21 protein-coding genes are annotated in these 17,887 nt (G+C 43.8%); 11 read left to right on the forward strand and 10 right to left on the reverse strand.

Going from position 1 to position 17,887, the window contains the following annotated elements; translation table 11 throughout:
- Window positions 1-69 precede the first annotated feature (69 nt).
- Window positions 70-681, forward strand: coding sequence for a riboflavin synthase subunit alpha (locus tag L3V30_RS10095; RefSeq protein ID WP_237308852.1), 612 nt, complete (start codon window positions 70-72; stop codon window positions 679-681).
- A gap of 75 nt (window positions 682-756) precedes the next feature.
- On the opposite strand, the gene L3V30_RS10100 is transcribed toward L3V30_RS10095, so the two are convergent.
- On the reverse strand, window positions 757-951 hold the full coding sequence (locus L3V30_RS10100; RefSeq protein ID WP_005396219.1) for a CPXCG motif-containing cysteine-rich protein: 195 nt from the start codon (window positions 949-951) through the stop codon (window positions 757-759).
- A 253-nt stretch (window positions 952-1,204) separates the two neighbouring features.
- The gene (locus L3V30_RS10105) at window positions 1,205-2,071 is read right to left on the reverse strand and encodes a fructosamine kinase family protein (protein WP_237308853.1); all 867 of its coding nucleotides are present in this window, start codon (window positions 2,069-2,071) and stop codon (window positions 1,205-1,207) included.
- A 224-nt stretch (window positions 2,072-2,295) separates the two neighbouring features.
- Here L3V30_RS10105 and L3V30_RS10110 point away from each other — a divergent pair, with 224 nt between their 5' ends.
- The 3 genes from L3V30_RS10110 to L3V30_RS10120 all read left to right on the forward strand — a co-directional run bounded on the left by L3V30_RS10110 (window position 2,296) and on the right by L3V30_RS10120 (window position 4,767).
- A complete protein-coding gene (locus L3V30_RS10110) occupies window positions 2,296-3,270 on the forward strand; it encodes a response regulator (RefSeq protein WP_237308854.1) in 975 nt (324 codons plus the stop codon).
- The gene (locus tag L3V30_RS10115) at window positions 3,270-4,232 is read left to right on the forward strand and encodes a diguanylate cyclase (protein WP_005396213.1); all 963 of its coding nucleotides are present in this window, start codon (window positions 3,270-3,272) and stop codon (window positions 4,230-4,232) included. Before L3V30_RS10110 ends, L3V30_RS10115 begins: the two co-directional genes overlap by 1 nt.
- A gap of 190 nt (window positions 4,233-4,422) precedes the next feature.
- Window positions 4,423-4,767, forward strand: coding sequence for a DUF3802 family protein (locus tag L3V30_RS10120; protein WP_005396212.1), 345 nt, complete (start codon window positions 4,423-4,425; stop codon window positions 4,765-4,767).
- Between the two features lie 44 nt (window positions 4,768-4,811).
- On the opposite strand, the gene L3V30_RS10125 is transcribed toward L3V30_RS10120, so the two are convergent.
- The gene (locus L3V30_RS10125; protein ID WP_005396208.1) at window positions 4,812-5,306 is read right to left on the reverse strand and encodes an NlpC/P60 family protein; all 495 of its coding nucleotides are present in this window, start codon (window positions 5,304-5,306) and stop codon (window positions 4,812-4,814) included.
- A gap of 134 nt (window positions 5,307-5,440) precedes the next feature.
- On the opposite strand from L3V30_RS10125, the gene L3V30_RS10130 reads away from it, so the two are divergent.
- The 5 genes from L3V30_RS10130 (at window position 5,441) to L3V30_RS10150 (ending at window position 9,522) form a co-directional block, all read left to right on the forward strand.
- A complete protein-coding gene (locus L3V30_RS10130) occupies window positions 5,441-7,459 on the forward strand; it encodes a methyl-accepting chemotaxis protein (protein WP_237308855.1) in 2,019 nt (672 codons plus the stop codon).
- Between the two features lie 280 nt (window positions 7,460-7,739).
- Window positions 7,740-8,153, forward strand: coding sequence for an NUDIX domain-containing protein (locus tag L3V30_RS10135; RefSeq protein WP_012841842.1), 414 nt, complete (start codon window positions 7,740-7,742; stop codon window positions 8,151-8,153).
- Between the two features lie 69 nt (window positions 8,154-8,222).
- Window positions 8,223-8,627: a hypothetical protein gene (locus L3V30_RS10140; protein WP_237308856.1), complete on the forward strand. Its 405-nt coding sequence runs from the start codon at window positions 8,223-8,225 to the stop codon at window positions 8,625-8,627.
- A gap of 236 nt (window positions 8,628-8,863) precedes the next feature.
- Window positions 8,864-9,244 carry a hypothetical protein gene (locus L3V30_RS10145; RefSeq protein WP_012841841.1) on the forward strand — a complete coding sequence of 127 codons (381 nt, stop codon included), beginning with the start codon at window positions 8,864-8,866 and terminating at the stop codon, window positions 9,242-9,244.
- A gap of 47 nt (window positions 9,245-9,291) precedes the next feature.
- On the forward strand, window positions 9,292-9,522 hold the full coding sequence (locus L3V30_RS10150; protein WP_114322346.1) for a hypothetical protein: 231 nt from the start codon (window positions 9,292-9,294) through the stop codon (window positions 9,520-9,522).
- A gap of 90 nt (window positions 9,523-9,612) precedes the next feature.
- On the opposite strand, the gene L3V30_RS10155 is transcribed toward L3V30_RS10150, so the two are convergent.
- The gene (locus L3V30_RS10155) at window positions 9,613-10,434 is read right to left on the reverse strand and encodes a sterol desaturase family protein (protein ID WP_012841839.1); all 822 of its coding nucleotides are present in this window, start codon (window positions 10,432-10,434) and stop codon (window positions 9,613-9,615) included.
- A gap of 149 nt (window positions 10,435-10,583) precedes the next feature.
- On the opposite strand from L3V30_RS10155, the gene L3V30_RS10160 reads away from it, so the two are divergent.
- Both L3V30_RS10160 and nagK read left to right on the forward strand, forming a co-directional pair.
- The gene (locus L3V30_RS10160) at window positions 10,584-11,333 is read left to right on the forward strand and encodes a tRNA-uridine aminocarboxypropyltransferase (RefSeq protein WP_054867106.1); all 750 of its coding nucleotides are present in this window, start codon (window positions 10,584-10,586) and stop codon (window positions 11,331-11,333) included.
- 173 nt (window positions 11,334-11,506) lie between these two features.
- Entirely contained in the window at window positions 11,507-12,415 is a 909-nt protein-coding gene (gene nagK, locus L3V30_RS10165; protein ID WP_150918685.1) for an N-acetylglucosamine kinase, read from the forward strand.
- A gap of 240 nt (window positions 12,416-12,655) precedes the next feature.
- Here the strand turns inward: nagK and L3V30_RS10170 are convergent, their stop codons facing one another.
- The 6 genes from L3V30_RS10170 to L3V30_RS10195 form a co-directional block, all read right to left on the reverse strand.
- On the reverse strand, window positions 12,656-12,922 hold the full coding sequence (locus L3V30_RS10170) for a DUF2960 domain-containing protein (protein ID WP_005377584.1): 267 nt from the start codon (window positions 12,920-12,922) through the stop codon (window positions 12,656-12,658).
- 74 nt (window positions 12,923-12,996) lie between these two features.
- Complete coding sequence (locus L3V30_RS10175) at window positions 12,997-14,775, reverse strand: bifunctional molybdopterin-guanine dinucleotide biosynthesis adaptor protein MobB/molybdopterin molybdotransferase MoeA (protein ID WP_237308857.1); 1,779 nt, start codon at window positions 14,773-14,775, stop codon at window positions 12,997-12,999.
- Window positions 14,772-15,359, reverse strand: a complete 588-nt coding sequence (gene mobA, locus L3V30_RS10180) for a molybdenum cofactor guanylyltransferase MobA (protein WP_005453897.1) — start codon at window positions 15,357-15,359, stop codon at window positions 14,772-14,774. Before mobA ends, L3V30_RS10175 begins: the two co-directional genes overlap by 4 nt.
- On the reverse strand, window positions 15,337-16,056 hold the full coding sequence (locus tag L3V30_RS10185; RefSeq protein ID WP_237308858.1) for an energy-coupling factor ABC transporter ATP-binding protein: 720 nt from the start codon (window positions 16,054-16,056) through the stop codon (window positions 15,337-15,339). Before L3V30_RS10185 ends, mobA begins: the two co-directional genes overlap by 23 nt.
- Window positions 16,057-16,106: 50 nt before the next feature.
- Window positions 16,107-16,805, reverse strand: a complete 699-nt coding sequence (locus tag L3V30_RS10190; protein WP_005396188.1) for an ABC transporter permease — start codon at window positions 16,803-16,805, stop codon at window positions 16,107-16,109.
- A 6-nt stretch (window positions 16,806-16,811) separates the two neighbouring features.
- Window positions 16,812-17,630: a substrate-binding domain-containing protein gene (locus L3V30_RS10195; protein WP_005396187.1), complete on the reverse strand. Its 819-nt coding sequence runs from the start codon at window positions 17,628-17,630 to the stop codon at window positions 16,812-16,814.
- Window positions 17,631-17,887: the final 257 nt, after the last annotated feature.

The raw sequence follows: 17,887 nt of genomic DNA on the forward strand, positions 1-17,887 counted from the left end.
CGATACACAGTGCTGTGCTTAAGGCTCTGTCATCGATTGCAGCTTGTATGAAATCAATAGGTAAAAAGAATGTTTACAGGAATAGTTCAGGGTACGGCGAAGGTCGTTAAAATTGATAAAAAAGAACGCTTTCAAACGCATGTTGTCGAGTTAAGCGAAGAGCTTTGTAAAGGATTAGAAATAGGTGCATCTGTCGCTCACAATGGCTGCTGCCTGACCGTGACCAAAATTAATGGCAACCTTATCAGCTTTGATTTAATGCAAGCGACATTGGCTCTCACCAACTTAGGCGAGCTAGTTGAAGGTGACAGCGTAAACATTGAGCGAGCTGCCAAGTTTGGTGATGAAATTGGCGGACACAGCATGTCTGGCCATATTAGTTTGATGGCTGATATTATCGAGATCATCGATACGCCTAATAACCGCACTATTTGGTTCCAACTGCCGCAAGAATCAATGAAATATGTGTTAGCGAAAGGCTATATCGGCTTGGATGGTTGTTCTTTGACGATTGGTGAGGTTGAAGCGTGTCGTTTTTCAGTACACCTAATTCCAGAAACCTTGCAACGAACACTCTTTGGAGTAAGACAAGTAGGGGACCGCGTTAATATTGAGTTTGACCCTCAGACTCAAGCCATAGTTGATACTGTTGAGCGAGTTCTCGCAGCAAAACAGCTTTAGAATGATAAAAAGGAGCCAAGCGCTCCTTTTTAATTCAAGTGACTTTGTGTTTCCAACGCTTACATGCTCGAGTTGTTATTCGTAATTGTCATCGATAAACAGTTCGACTTTATCTTGCAGCTCATCTACTCGCATATTTAAGTGAATGGCATGGCAACAAGCTGGGCAATCATCATAAAACTCTTGGTCACCATTACTTGCATCTAGTGTAATGCCGATTGAATGTCCACAATGGGGGCATTTGACATGCCTTTCGGTATAATTTTTCATACAACAACTCCTAATATCGCAGGGCTTTTAAACACTCTATTCTTTAAGGAAGTACAGCCCTTCACTTACTTTGCCTACAAGGAAAATAGGCACAATCCAAAGTTAAGTCTCCTTTGATATTAGGTGGAGTTGTTGCTAATTGAGTCGAAATAAGTATAAAACTTGACCCCAAACTCAACCTTGAGCTTAGGGGCATTTTCTGTAGTGATGTGCCTCGAGGTTTTACATCTTGAAATATGCAGTGGCTTCCAAATTAATAAGAAATAATTTTATTAATAACTTGTTGAGCCTGCTCCAAGTAATGGCCGCCAAATAAATTGCAATGGTTGAGAACATGGTAAAGGTTATAGATATCTTTACGCTCTTGATAACCAGCAGAAAGTGGTATAACAGATTCATAACCTTGATAAAATTCCGGTTGAAATCCACCAAAAAGCTCAGTCATCGCAATATCACACTCCCTGTCACCCCAGTAGCAGGCGGGGTCGTAACAGATAGGGCCACATGCCGTGAGAGCCGCATTCCCATTCCATAAATCGCCATGCAGCAAGGAAGGCTCTGGAGCATGGTTTGCTAGCAGTTGTTTTACGACATCTATAAAGTCGTCGATATCAACTAAAGTGACGCCTTTTTCTTTAAGAAGTTGTAATTGCCATCCTATGCGTTGTTCAGCAAAGAAGACACACCACTTCTTGTGCCACTTATTGGGTTGTAGAGTGGACCCGAGATAGTTATCCGTATCAAAACCAAATTCCTTTTGCTCGCCCCATTGATGAAGGTGAGCTAATTGCTGTCCTAATTTAAAGCTGTTTGGGCCATCTTCTAATGGCTTTGTTGGAAGGTAGTTAAGAATTAGGAATGAGGCGTTTTTGGTTTTACCAACCAACACAACCTCTGGAACAAATAGGGTAGATGTCTCACGCAAAAGATGCAGACTTTCTGCCTCAACTTCAAACTTAGACAAAAACTCGCGATCGTTAATTTTCACGAAATAGCGCTGTTCGCCGTCATTGATCATGTAGCTTTCACTGATATCCCCACCAGACAGTCTTACTTTTTCCGTGATCTGGTACTCGAATAATAAAGTATCAGAAAGCTGTTGCGATATTGCTTGCCACATACAAAACCTCGCGAATCTATTTGACCACCAACAGTTTAGGATAAAAAGCAAGGTGTTGGCGCTACGTTGAGCATACTTCGTAAAGAAACCTTCCTCTCAGTGTAGTCAATTTGTATAAATGTGAATCAAATCGCTTATAAGCCTCTGATTTGTCGGCATAGCATATGGAGATGAACGTATACAACAGGTATTATTATTTTTTTGACGTTAGTTCCATTGGTGACATGAAAATACTGATATGTGATGACTCAGCGGTTGCAAGAAAGCTCATTGCGCGCTCCATCGTACAAGATACATCATTGCACCTGATCGAAGCTCAAGATGGGTATGAGGCGCTAAATATTCTTGCGGAGCAAAATATCGATATTTTGTTTCTCGATTTAACGATGCCGATCATGGACGGTTTTGAAGTCCTCGAGTCATTACCTGTTAGTCATTACCAGACTAAAATCGTCATTATTTCTGGAGATGTTCAACAAGAGGCAAAACAGCGCTGCATAGAGCTAGGTGCTCAAGCTTTTATCGCTAAGCCTCTGACAGAAGAGCAGGTGATACCGCTCTATGAACAATTGGGGCTGCACTATGCGTTCAAGCCTAGCCATTCGATGGATCCTAAAAGCCAGATTTGCGAGGAGTTCTCCTCATTAGCCAAATTCCGCGAGATTGCAAACATTGCCCTTGGTAAAGGGGCTGCGATTATGGCAGACCACTTACACGAGTTCATCCAACTTCCTGTTCCACATGTTGGTCCGTTATCCTATGGCGAACTTCATATGACGCTTGTCGACGTTGTTGGGCGTGATGGCTCCGTCGCGGTTGCGCAGAGGTTTGTTGGTGGCGGTATTCATGGTGAAGCTCTGGTGTGTTTGCGTGGTAGAGACATCAATCAAATTGGCGAGAAGTTAGGCTATCTGCTTGAGTTTACACCTCATAATGAAATCATTTTGAATATCTCGAACTTACTGGTTTCTTCATTTCTCACATCGTTAGGGGATCAGCTCGACAAGCAATTCTCACTTCGTCAGCCAGGCATTGTGGATACGTTAACGCCTTACTGTGAAGAGCAGGGTGAATTAGGTGAGCTGTTTACTATCGAATACACCTACATGGCAGAAGCGCTCGATTTTGAGTGTGAGGTACTGTTTTTAATTGATAAACCATCCGTAGAAATTATTTATGAAATCATGGAGCTAATCTAATGTCCGATATTACGCTGGACATAGCAGACTTTCATTGGGTCACACAAATTCTCGATACGATGGATTCAGGGCTTATCGTGTTGGATCAAGAGTATAAGGTCTGTGTGTGGAACAGTTTTATGCAGTCATACAGTGGCGTTCTGTCACAAGAAATCCTTGGCCAATGTTTATTTGATCATTTTGAAGAGCTGCCAAAAACTTGGCTAGAAACCAAGATAAAAACCGCCGCCGATCTGGAAACTCGTTCCTTCTCTAGCTGGGAAAACCGACCGTACCTTTTTAAATTCAACAATTTTTCTCCGGTTTCAAACAGCAGTGATTTCATGTATCAAGACATCGTAATCACCCCGTTAATCGGGCTCTCAGGAGAGGTCAGCCACATTGCTATTCAAGTGAATGATGTCTCTGAAACGGCAAGAAATCGCATTCATTTGAAAGAAACAAATCAACATTTGTCTGAAATCAGTCGCAAAGATGGTTTAACAGGTTTATTTAATCGTGCTTATTGGGAGCAATCTCTGAAAGAAGAGTTTGCTCACCTAAAAGTTATCGACGGACCATGCTCATTAGTAATATTTGATATCGACCACTTTAAAAAAGTGAATGATACCTATGGTCACCCGACGGGAGATGAAGTCATTCGTCGTACTTCTTCGTTATTAAGAAAGACAGCAAGAAGCAGTGATGTGTGCGGTCGTTTTGGCGGAGAAGAGTTTACGGTATTGCTTCCTCATACGAATCAAGAACAAGCTTGCTATTTCGCGGAGCGTTTACGTAAAAGAATTGAGCAAGAGATCGTGAAAGTGGAAGATTTTTTGATTAATTACACGATAAGTATTGGTGTTTGCGAGTATAAACCTTATTTTGAAACTCACACTCAATGGTTAAAGAGTGCCGATGCTGCGTTGTATCGTGCAAAAGAAAACGGTCGTAACCAAACTTGTTTGCATGAAAATGACTGAAATACAAAAAGGTTTGAAGAAACCCTGTATCCGAACGCAGTGAGGCAAAGCGCAATTGTTTGAAAAACATCCAGTTGGTTCGTGAATGTTTGTTAATATGAAATAAGTTAATGAAATTTTCTCGGCATGTCTTACTATTGAAACTATTCCGCTTTCAGCTTCGAAGGCTTGCAATAAACGGAGAAAAACAGTGGTTTTAGAAACCGATGGATATCTCGCTCTTATCGAGCACTTGTCGCTAAATCTAGATATTTTCACGACTGAAATTGGCGACACTGGATCCGAAAGCATCGAAGATGTCGTCACCGATATGGTGGCTTCAAACATCATGGCGATCTTTGAGCAAAACCCAGAGCTTCACTCAAGCGTACGCTTCAAATTACTAAAAGAAGCGGATGCGGTTGTTGAAGATCTTGGTGAGATATTGGCTGGTGTATGGCATAAAAAAGCGACTAATGAACAGATCACGTTCCTTGATGAATACATCGCTTTGGTTAAAAACCTATTCGATACTGCCGTTGCTACTTACGATTGATATTGTTTGATACCAGTCATCTCCAATTCTAAAAGTAAGAAGAGTTACATTGTAACTCTTCTTACTTGCCAAAACTTAGATGCCCAGTATGGGTTGTCGATTCTTGAAATGATCACACCTTTAGACGTTGACGCATGCATGAACTGCTTGTTACCCAAGTAAATCCCTACATGATAGGTCGTCCGTCTTGTCTTAAAAAACACCAAATCTCCTTGTTTGGCGTCCGTCCAATTTAATTCCACACCTTGTTTCGATTGTTGTCTCGTTGTCCTGGGTAACGATAGCTGATAAGCCTCGACAAAGGCTTTTTGCACAAATGCCGAGCAATCAATACCAGATTTTTGTGTGCCGCCTAAGCGATAAGGTGTGCCATGCCATTCTGTATAAAACTGGAACAAGTCAGGGTTATTGTCCAATAACTGATTTGTAGGTGTTGTCACTTGCACTTGCTCGCTAGGTTCAGGCCCAGAAGAGCAGGCGCTTAGTAGCACACTGATTATCAAAGGAAAATATACTCGACGCAAATCACCACCTGTCATCTCTACGACTCACAACTGAAATATTAGTGTCATAACCAATCCATAGTATGGGCTGCAAATCACGGTTTTGTCTCACAAATGTGACGGAATCACTGCAAAACCGATTCAACCTTAAGAAAGAATAAAAATTGATTATGGCAAAGCGAAAACGCTCACGCACATCACTTTCACTGATTCAGGCTGTTAGTGCAACATTTTTAACTATCATAGCTCTTGTTATAGCCCTTTCTGTCTCAAGTTTCAAAGGAATGGAACAGGTAGGAGAGCAATTTGAAGACTTGTCGCAAAAAGCGTTACCAATCGCGATGGCGAACGCAAAGTTAACCAGGAATGTATTGGAGATGGTTAAGCTACTCAACCATGGTATGCAAATTACTGAGCCAAAAGAGTTGCCTCTAATAAAAGAGCAAATCGATTCACTTGCGACTCAAAGTAAAAGTTTGGTTGGAGAAGCTTCTGGTGTTGCTGAGCAACTCTCTGAGGAGTTAGATACAAATTTAGCGCGTTTACATAACATCACGCAGTCCATTTTACTGAAGCAATCTTCAGTGATAAAAATTCAAATGGATATTGATGCAGGAGTTGGTGGGTTCCGCTATGGACTCAGCTCTATCGGCCCGGAAATGAATCGAATTAGCTCGTTTCTTAGTGCCGAAAATCCTGAATCGAGTGATGCCGCCAACCGATTTATTGCCTCAGCGAGCTCAATGGAAAGCACGTTCTTAGTAATGATGATGCATTCTGAGCTGAGCAAAGCCGAAAAAGAATACCGAGAAATGCGTAACCGTATTGCAGGTATTAATCTCGCCTATGAAGATTTCCAGTCTTTACATCCAGAAGTAAGCGAATACGCAAGCCTAACGGCACCGTACGAGATGGTGAAGCAAGGCTTTAGTGAAAAGGGCGTGCTGCGTTTGATCCTCGCCAAACTAGAACAAGGGGAACTGCAACGTTCAGAGTTTAAACAGGCTTCGATTCTTGCGGATGAAACCATGCGGTTGCTTGATCAAATATCACAAGCTGCTGGTGAGTTGATTGCGGATAAAGAGAGTGTGGTCAATGAGACCATTGAGTCGGTGAGTGTTATGATCGTTTTTGCGGCGTGCGTGATATCTTTCATTATTCTGGTTACTTGGTTTAGCCTTAAGTCATGGACAAACCGAGGGTTAAGGAATGTACTAACGCGTCTTTCAGCACTTACCGAGCATGACTTTCGTGACAATGCAGATGAGGTCGGCCCTTATGAACTAAAAGAAGTGGCACGAAAACTAAACCAAGTGATTGATTCAACAAACAACTCTATCCAAACAGTTACACGTAACTGTGAGACGCTTTATCAGACGGCCGAAGTAAGCCACAGTGCAGCTGAACAAACGAGCGATGGGTTGACGACACAAAATGAAGCGTTGGCGAGCATGATCACGACCATTACGCAACTTGAAGCCTCCATTCGTGAAATAGCAACAGTGACAAATGCCTCGTCACAGGACTCGATGCTTGCTACCCAGCACACTGCAAAAGGCGTTCAAGTTGTGGAACAAAACCGTGAACGTTTGGAATCACTTGAAAGCTCTTTGGACATGAATGAGCAATCTATGTTAGAGCTAAACCAGCGTGTTAAGCAGATTCGTGAAATGGTCGATATGATCAGTGGTATTGCTGACAACACAAACTTGCTTGCTCTCAACGCAGCAATAGAAGCCGCTCGAGCTGGTGAACAAGGGCGTGGGTTTGCTGTTGTCGCGGACGAAGTCCGCAAACTAGCAAGTGATACTTCTCAACAAACAACGAATATCCGAGCAATGATGAGTGAGCTTATTACCGCAGCAGAGCGTTCTCGCCAAGCGGTAAGTGATTCAAGAGAAGAAATGGCCCACGCGCTGCAGTCCAGCAATGAAGTGAAATCGACATTCTCTGATATCAACCTTGCGGTCAAACACATTCAAGAACGTGTTGAGCAAATCTCAGTTGCTACAGAAGAACAAGAACGGGCGACGGCAGATGTATCTCAATCCATTACCCATATTTCTGACCTTGGCGAACGTACAAAGCTGCAGCTTGAGTCTATGGTTGAGAGTTCTGAGCAAGTGGCGGAAATTGCGGGGCATCAACAAGCGATGTTGCATAAATACGAGCTACATCAGTCCGCCTAAGTGACATGTTTTTATCTTCTATAAGCAGAACTTCGGTTCTGCTTTTTTGTTGCTTCTACGCAACTTCTCATCGCTATTCAAATCGCAAAAGTGAGTTATATCGCATCTTGCTCATTTCTTAAGGGCTGAGTTATCACTACGTGGTGTTAATGCTATCTCGGTGAAACAAGATGGCTAGAATGTTGTCCGAATTCAAAGGAATGAATCATGCAACTTCATGCGATTCCTTTATATCCAGAACAAGCCAAAGCTTTCTGCTTAAACAACGAGGAGTGGTTTTGTGATCGATAAAGTTTGTCCCGTCGTTCTGCGTAAGCAAAACCAAGAGCTCCTACTTTTTAAACATCCGTTGGCGGGTATTCAGCTCGTCAAGGGCACTATTGAGACGTTTGATGAAAGTTACATCACGGCTGCAAAGCGGGAGCTTGCTGAAGAATCTGGAATTACGCACGTTATCTCCGCTCGGTATTTATGCTCATGGGACAGTGGCTTTCAAAATCAAGTATGGCACTTTGTTTCGTGCGAGTGTGCTGACCTGGCGGATTCATGGACGTTTCATACGCAAGACGATGGCGGACATGATTTTGCGTTCTTTTGGCACGATATAGGGAGCGATATTTCCTCACAAGCGCATACCGTTTTTCAGAACGCACTGGAAAAAGTTCGAAAACTGATAGACCAAGGGGTGGTGTAAGTGAGGTTGCAAGTTGGAGGTTTAACAAAGAAGAACTTGTTAAAGCACTTGAGTCAAAAAGGTGTTCAATTGAATGCCTTCGCCCAACAACTATTCGATGATGACAAAGTCGAGTGCTCAGATGACATTCAATCGATCTTTTTAACGATAAAAACACCGTTTGACTTCGGACTTTATTTTGGCGCGACCCTTGGAGAAATGATTGAAGTGGCGTCGACACAAAACCTATCACCTTGTCCTTTAGCTGTTGCGCCATACCTCCGCTTACAAGAAATTGACTTGGCGAAGGGAGAGTACCTTACTGTGGTGTCTTCCCCGCTTTCGAATGACAAAGCTTATCCACGTGGTTTGTATCTACGGGATCTCGACGACGGATTCTGGCTACGAGGCTTTAGATGCTCGGAAGATTGTATCTTTCCGCCGTCGAAAAAGTTTGTTTTTGTGTCTGAAATAGTGAAGGAGAGTAGAGTGTGACATACCTTTATTATCGCGCGCCTGACAACCTTTCTCACCTTATCACTTGGGAAAACTAGCGGATTTGAGCGAAATGCCAAAGCTAACACTATGCTTCTATCAGGAGCGAATAAATTTCTTTCACACGCCTCGCGTACTGTTTAAAGGCACTGTCGATCTCAAAAATGGCTATGAGATTACAAATGTTTAACTGACTTCTATATGCTTTGCGCATTCATTCAGATAAGGAAACGATAATGGATAAATTCGTCGTGTTTCTCTTATGCCTTTTTATGACAGTTGGCGGTGTGGTTCATCTTTATGACAACATTGCTAACGGTTTTTTGCCTTATGCTTTTGCGCCAGGCTGGTTGAATATTTATTGGAGCTCATTGGGGCTGTTAGACTTACTAGCGGTGTATCTGTTGGTGAAGCACCGTCGTTCCGGATTAGTACTTATGCTATTGATTCTGACGACCAATGTTATTTTTAGCTCGCACGCTCACTATACATTAGAAATATTGGACAACAATGCCGCACTTCAAATGAAAACACTCTTTTTAGGTTTTTCATTCGGCGTATCTATCTGGTTATGGAACGCGCGTAAACATCGACAATCACGCCAGATATTTCGTTAACTTTCACTTTTCATCACTCAATTAAGGATAGTAAACAGGGATTCGTTATGAACGATTTTAAAGACTTGGCCAGTTTCGCTGGTTTCAGCGTACTGACAGGTTTAAGCTTTGGTACCACTTTCTTCAGTCTGGCTTTTCTATACAGCTCAATAGAAGCACAACAAGCAATGAATACTAATGCTTTGGCGTGCACGGTGCTTGGTGTGGTTGGTTTATTTGTTGGTATTACTCAGTTAAACAAAAAACGTCAACTAACGGAGAGTGAATCCACTAGCTAGCATCGCAAGGATGAAGTGGTGTTTAACTGGTTGGTGTTTAGGTTTAGTCTATTCGCTTTGTTTACGCACTTCATCCACAAAAACTTTTCTTCAACTGTTGCGTCTTCTTCGGTTATAGCGAAAAGGTTGCGTTAACAGCTTGTCTAATCGTTGTTCTGCTTCATTCCTAATTTCCGGTATACCAATTACGACATCATCATGGCCAAGTTCAGGCTGAGCTCGATATGTCCCAAAAAGTCGGTCCCAAACAGAAAGGAAGAAACCGAAATTCGAGTTGGTTTCTTTTGCTATCACGGAATGATGAACGCGATGCATGTCTGGCGTCACTATGACGTTTCGCAGTTTCTGATCCGCTGATAAAGCCAGTTTTGCATTACTGTGATTAAACATCGCACTGGCATTGAGCACTATTTCGAATACCACGATAGCGATAGGAGAAACGCCTAAGATAAATACAGTGGCAATTTTGACACCCATCGAGATGATGATTTCGATGGGATGAAAACGTGCGCCAGTAGTGACATCAATGTCGAGATCGGCATGGTGCATTCGATGAAGCTTCCACAGTGGCTTTACATAGTGAAAGACCACATGCTGAACGTAAATGACGAAATCAAGCAGAATAACCGCTAGAAGCACGTTTAACCAAGCGGGCAGGGAGAGCAAATTAAATAGTCCCCATTGTTGCTCCTGAGCGATAATTGCAGCTTGAAAGGCGGCGATAGGCATGACTAACGCAACAATCAAGCTATTCACAGCAACCAGTGATAAGTTATTGACCCAGCGAAACCCGCGTGAAGCGGTAAGTGTTTTTCTCGGCAGTTTGTTTTCCCAAAGGGCACAAAGTAATAATACGCCGAGAAAAAAGCCTAATCTTATCCACGAGGGATCTTGAAACGTCGTTTCTGTCACTGTCATTTCCTTATTTATTACTTTATCTATGACCGAGATAAGGGTGAAATTATTTCAACAAACAGTAAGGTGCGTTGAAGGGCTTATCTTGAGGCGAAACCATAATATCAGTAGAATCGCGCTCTACTTTTTACTTGGCATTACTTACCATGAGAATTCACGCTTTCCACCGTTTATATCAGTACCGACAATCTATCTCAACCAAGCCTTTCAACGCGCGTGGATGTAAAGTGGTTCGTTGCCAATATTGCCAGGTTTCTGAGCAACACTGTTTGTGCGATCTTCAGCCAAACATCAAGGCTAATATTGCATGTATGTTGATTGTTTCTGAAAACGAAGTATTTAAACCAAGTAATACCGGTCGCTTAATTGCTGATACGATTCAAGAGACTTACGTGTATCAATGGAATCGAACAGAACCGTCTGAGGAGATGCTGGAGCTACTACAGGATGACAACTACCAACCAGTGATTGTATTTCCTGCAGACTATGTGGATGACCCATCTCGTTTAATTGAAGATCTGGAGCCTGCGCGATTAATAAACGAAGAGGCTCAGAACAAAAAATGGTTGCTGATCTTTATTGATGGTAGCTGGCGTGAGGCACGAAAGATATTCCGTCGTTCTGACTTTCTTAAATCTTTGCCTGTGCTTTCTATTGAGCCAGAATCTCTGTCTGAATACATCATGCGCCGTTCTGAGAATGAGCAGCATCTTTCAACCGCCGAAGTCGCGACGTTAGTTTTGAAACAAGCCGGTGAGAATAAAGCATCGGAATGCCTGCAGTTGTGGTTTGAAGCCTTTAGAGAAACCTACATGTTGACCAAGACCCGAGTCAAAAACGATCCCAACCGACCGCATTTAAAACGTTTCAAAGAGTGGGTGAAAACCGAGAGCTGACTCTAAGGAATGAACTTTTGTTGATGGCATGTTGTTCAACTGGCTGCGGTGAGGGTATAAATCTGCATTCGGTCACGGTTTGCAGGCGTACAGATATGGATAATGCCACTAGTTTATACTTTTGACTCCAGCCATTTTTGGAGTCGTTTAAGCATTTTTTAGGAGAGAAATACATGTATTACGGCTTTGATGTCGGTGGCACTAAAATTGAATTTGGTGCATTTAACGAGAAGCTTGAGCGTGTAGCGACGGAACGTGTACCTACACCAACAGACAACTACGAGCTGCTGGTTGATACCATTGCGGAATTGGTTAACAAATACGATGCAAAGTTTGGTTGCGAAGGCACCATTGGTCTTGGCCTACCAGGCATGGAAGACGCAGACGATGCAACGGTATTAACAGTTAACGTTCCTGCGGCGAAAGGCAAACCACTGCGCGCGGATCTTGAAGCGAAAATCGGTCGCAGCGTAAAGATTGAAAACGATGCGAACTGTTTTGCGCTATCAGAAGCATGGGATGAAGAGCTTCAAGATGAGCCTTCTGTTCTTGGTTTGATCCTAGGTACTGGTTTTGGAGGCGGTTTTATCTACGATGGTAAAGTTTTCTCTGGCCGTAACCATGTAGCAGGTGAGGTGGGCCATACTCGTTTACCTATCGATGCTTGGTTCCACTTAGGCGAAAACGCACCTCTGTTGGGCTGTGGTTGTGACAAGAAAGGTTGTTTAGACAGTTACCTTTCTGGTCGAGGCTTCGAACTTCTTTATGCCCATTACTACGGTGAAGAGAAGAAAGCGATCGACATCATTAAAGCGCACGCAGAAGGTGAGGCGAAAGCTGTTGAGCACGTTGAGCGTTTTATGGAGTTGCTGGCTATCTGTTTTGCAAACATCTTTACAGCGACTGACCCACATGTTGTTGTGCTGGGTGGTGGTCTTTCCAACTTCGAATTGATTTACGAAGAGATGCCAAAACGTATTCCTAAACACTTATTGTCTGTGGCTAAGTGTCCTAAGATCATCAAAGCAAAACACGGTGATTCAGGCGGTGTACGCGGTGCTGCGTTCCTAAACATCAAGTAGTGACTGAAACGTTACTCGATATAAAGTAAGAAGAAATCTACGCCCCGTTTAGACCATCAAGGTAAAAACGGGGCGTTTTACTTATATACCCAAGTAATTTCGATATGCTTGGGTCAGCGAAAATAACTTGGTTTGTAGACGAGGCGGCGATTTAAAGAACTAGTGGGTCTAAATCAAGAATCGGCAACATGCAAACAGAAAACTCGCGACGAATCGCGAGTTTTCTGTTTGCAGCTAAGCTTATTTGTTCTTTTTGCCTACGCCCAGGTTTTCTTTTTGAGCTAGGGTGATTTTGCTAAAGCCTAATTTTCTGAAGTAGTTATCGCGGTAGTTTCGTACCGCTTTAGTGTCAGACACTGCTTCGATTTGTTGCTCCATCTTTAGGAACTCAGTGATATCGATACCTTCTGCTTCTGCAACCGCTTCTTGAATGTTGCGGTGCTGCTGGTATGAGAACGTCAGTTCTTTGTCTTGGTCTTTGTAAGTGTAAAGAATGGTGCGAGCCATAGCTGTCTCTCTGAAAAGGTTTCTGTATTAAATAAAAAGGCCAGACTCGCTGACCTTTGAATTTCTAGTTTGGGCTAGATTCTGCCTTGAAGTGGGATAATTGTCACGCTTTCTCCCGCTTTTACTGTATCAATAGCTGGGGAGATTTCGATCAAACAGTTTGCCTCACTCATTGAGCGCAAAATACCAGAGCCTTGCTTGCCTGTTGTACGAACGGTTAAACGGCCAGTGTTATCCAGTTCATAGATTCCTCGACTAAACTCGGTACGACCTTGTCGAGAGCGAAGATTCTCAGTCGCGATGGCATTCACTTTCAGAGGCTTCCAGCCTTGTTCGCCTTGCATCTTACGCAGTGCAGGCTCGACAAAGTTAATGAAAGAGACCATCACGGCAACAGGGTTGCCCGGCAGACCAAAGAACGGCTTGTTGTTGATTTGACCAAACGCTAGTGGACGTCCCGGACGCATGTTGATTCGCCAAAAATCGATTTGACCAAGTTTATCCAAGGCAAGTTTGATGTAATCCGCATCACCAACGGATACGCCACCAGAAGTCATAACCACGTCCGCTTGCGCCGATGCGTTTTCCAACGCTTCAATCATTAACTGTTCGTTGTCTTCCAGAATACCGAAATCCAAGATCTCGCAGCCGAGCTTTTCAAGCATGCCCATGATGGTAAAACGGTTGGAATCGTAGATAGAATTCGCTTTTTGCTCTGTTCCCGGCGCTTGTACTTCGTCACCGGTGGAGAACACGGCAACTTTCAATTTGCGGAACACATTCGCTTCACCAAAACCAAGCGAAGCGATCATGCCCATTTCTGGAGAGGCTAGGCGAGTGCCTGCGGTAAAGACGTCACTGCCGATAGCGAGATCTTCACCTGCTTGACGAACGTTTTGGCCTGCTTTGATATTCGCACCGTTAAAGGTGACCTTGTCACCTTCTTGAGAGGCTTGCTCACGCATGACCACTGTGTCGCCGTTTAGTGGTGTTGGTGCGCCGGTCATAATCTTCACCGCTTGGCCGACTTCCAGAGGTTGATCGTAAGCATGGCCCGCCATCACTTCAGCAACCACTTGGTAGCTATCGCGCTCAATATCATCACTGCGGATGGCATAGCCGTCCATCGCGGAGTTGGTGTACTGCGGCACGTTTACTGGTGAAATGATATGTTCCGCGAGAACGCGGCCATAGGCGTTTTCAATCTTGCATGCTTCTATTTCCGAAACCGTGTTCACCAAAGAAAGGATTTTTTCTTGGCCTTGAACCACAGAAAGGAAAGCCGGAGAAAGTGTGTCGCAACATGCGGCGTCTTTCTCTTTAGATTTTGGTGCTTTTGCATCTTGAACGTATTGAAGAACAAATTGAGCGATGGCATCCAAATCATTGATGTTCATTTGAGGGAGCTCAGAATCTAACTCCGCACTGTCGGAAGCGATAACAATGATGTTTTCATCGTGAGGGTAAAGCCAAGGTTTACCCACTTCTTCACGGTGCAATTCAATTTTAGGAAACGCGATGTTTTTACAGCCTTCGACCAAAACTACATCGAGCTTGTCTTCATCAAAACGTGTTAATAGGTATTCAAACTCTGCTTCGGCTTCTGGCGTTTCTGTCATTAACGCAAAACGGTTGCGAGAAGCAATCAGCATTTGAGATGCGCCAGCTTTGCGTAAACGGTAGCTGTCTTTACCTGGCTTATCGACATCGAAGTTGTGATGAGCATGTTTTAGCATGCCAATGCGTAAACCTGCTTCAGTCAGCTTTGGCAATAGGGCTTCAAGTAGCGTGGTTTTGCCTGTGCCTGAATAAGCTGCAAAACCAAGAATAGGAATGTTTAGCGTGTGTTTCATGATTCTAATTGTCCAAATTGCGCCAGTTCTTCCGGAGTGTTCAAGTTGACGAAACAGTTTGGTGAGTCGCTAAAGTCAACGTAACTGGTGTTGCACTCTTTGTAGAGCAGAATGATTTTGCGGTCGCCACGTTCTAAAAATGCGGTGAGTTTTGGCAGTACGCGTTTGTGGTAGAGCGTGAAAACAGGTTGCTGATGGTCACCATCATGCGCGACTAAAATATCACTGTCTTCTTTGACTGCCTGGCAGAAACGCTCGACAAGGTCGGTGTTAATTTGAGGGCTATCGCAAGGTACAAATCCGACCCAGTCAGTTTCAGCATGCATCAAACCCGCGTGAATACCGCCCATAGGTCCAGGGAAATCTTTGAATTGATCACTAAATACGAAACCAAATTTGCTGTACGCATCTTGGTTTCGATTGGCATTAATTAAAATGCGTGGTGTTTGTGGAGATAAACGCTCAATAACGTGTTCGATGAGTGGCTTCTGATTTAATTCAATCAGACCTTTATCTTTTCCACCCATACGGCTGGCTTGGCCACCAGCCAAAATGACCCAACTAGTTTGTGTTGGTTGAAGCATATGCATTCTCTTGGGATGTTTCTTTTGGTATGACATACAACAGGGGAGACTCTATCAAAGTCTTGTCTTTAATCCACCACTGTTTTTTACATAAGTCGGTCAGTGCGTTGGTTTGATGGCTTGTCACCACAATACTGGAACCACGATCCAAAAGATCTTTCGCCATCACCACCAATCGTTCAATGGATTCTTGGTCTAAAGACGCACTTGGCTCATCCATCAATAAAATCGACGGTTTTAAGATCCAAGCCCTTGCCATGGCAACGCGCTGTTTTTCACCGCCGGACAACACGGAAATATGTTCGTCCGCTAAGGTTTCTAAACCTACCATGCGCAGCGCGTGAATAACTTGAGCTCGCTTATCTTTTGGTGTGTCTTGTTGATATTTCAATCCATAAACTACGTTCTCATATACAGTGCCGTCAAAAAGGTAAGGAGATTGATGGAGATAAATCACATCGACACGACCATTGCGACGCGTCAGTCTTTTCAGCAACGTATCTTTTGGCGCAACAACATCGCCAGTAGAAGGTTTGAGCAAGCCGGCAAGGATTTTGAGTAGGGTAGTTTTGCCCACACCATTGTCCCCCTTGAGATAAATGGCATCATTTGGGCCGATGGCTAACTCAGGGATGTGGAAAAGCACACGCTCTTTAAAGCGCATGGATAACTGCTCGGCGGTGATTTTTATAGTCATAATGCGCCTCTACATGGGGTTAATGGTGAGTCGTTTGTTTGCTTCATGTTCTATGTTCTGAGGTAGCCTTTGCCTCTCATGCTTGATAAGAAGAAGTTTAGTGCCAACGCTAAAGATAGTAATACAATTCCTAATGCAACTCCTTGCGCAAAAGCACCTTTGCTGCTTTCCATTGCGATAGCAGTGGGAATATTGCGCGTCACGCCCATAATGTTTCCGCCTACCATCATTGAGCAGCCCACCTCGGTTACGATACGTGAGAACCCTGCAATGATAGCTGCGAGTAGAGGAAAGCGGGTTTCCCAAATCATCGTAGCGGCCACGCGCGGAATGGAGACGCCTAGCGTGATGGCAGTTTCCACAGCGCGACGGTCGCTAGATTGCAATGCACCATGCATCATCGATACCAAAACAGGGAAACAGATCACCATTTGGCCGAAAATCATCGCCTTCTGAGTGAACAGCATTTGCCAGTCTCCCCAAGGGCCAGCGCGCGACAGCAACATGTACAGCAACAGGCCAATCACGACGGTAGGGACCGCTTGCAGCGTATTCACGATCGACAACAAAAACCATTTACCGCGAAAGTCGGTATACGCCAGTACAAAGGACATCAAAATAGCCGGCAATACCACTAAAGATATTGCCGTGATAGAAACACTAAAGGAGACCGCAACGATCTCCCATAGGTCTGCATCAAAATTCACCAGTAAGCGAAGCGCTTCCAGTGTTGTATCAGCAAGATTCATATTGCGTTATTTGCTCTCAGCATTCGCAACAAACAGTTGTTTACCGTTTAGGCGGAAACCATTGATAAGTTCCTGTCCGCGAGGGTTCACCAACCAATCACTGAATGCTTTCGCGCCTTGGTAGTTGATTGTTGGGTAACGCTCAGGATTAACAAGAATAACTTGGTACGGGTTAAACAGTTTTTCATCGCCTTGGAACAGAATTTCTAGATCCAATTTGTTTTGATAAGCCAACCATGTGCCGCGGTCTGTCATGGTGTAGCCTTGCATTTCAGACGCCATGTTCAGAGTTGGGCCCATACCTTGACCTACGCTGCGGTAACCGCCAAAGTTTGGTTCGATTTTAGTTTGAGCCCAGAAGCCCATTTCTTTTTTGTGCGTACCAGAATCATCGCCGCGAGAGATGAACGTTGCGTTTTTGTTTGCGATCTCTTTGAATACATCTAACACGCCTTCGTCATTTTTGATTTTTGCTGGGTCAGCTTTCGGGCCAACAATAACAAAGTCGTTATACATCAGTTTACGAGGTAGAACGCCGTAGCCTTTCTCAACGAATGTGCCTTCGGCTTTTGGTGCGTGTGTCATCACCAAATCTACGTCACCGTTTTCGCCCATTTTTAAGGCCTTGCCAGTACCCGCAGCGATAACATCGACTTTGTAGCCCGTGTCTTTTTCAAATTGTGGAAGCAGGTAATCAAGTAACCCTGAATGGTAAGTACTGGTAGTGGTTGCTAGGCGAACGTGCTCGCCATCTTGAGCGGAAAACGCAGAGTAACTTACAAGCGTGATTGACGTCGCAGCCAGAGTTAGCGCAATTTTTTTCATTTTTATATGTTCCTTTCCAATGATTCTTTGGCTTTTCACCCGATGTATTGGGAGAGGCCTCTTGGGCGAGAGCGATTAGTTCAAAGTGCAAGTTGTCTTAGGGTGTTGGAATAACAAACACCAACATCCTGAGATCACTTGAATACGCCCTGTAGCCACCTTATAGCAAACAAGATGCCAACCTTTTACAAGCGAAAAGTGCTCGATTTATGCACTAAATCATGGGGTTATTTGCACAAAAGTTTGCGTTGGTACAA

The sequence above is a fragment of the Vibrio sp. A1-1 genome (genome assembly GCF_021728175.1).
Classification (GTDB): domain Bacteria; phylum Pseudomonadota; class Gammaproteobacteria; order Enterobacterales; family Vibrionaceae; genus Vibrio; species Vibrio diabolicus.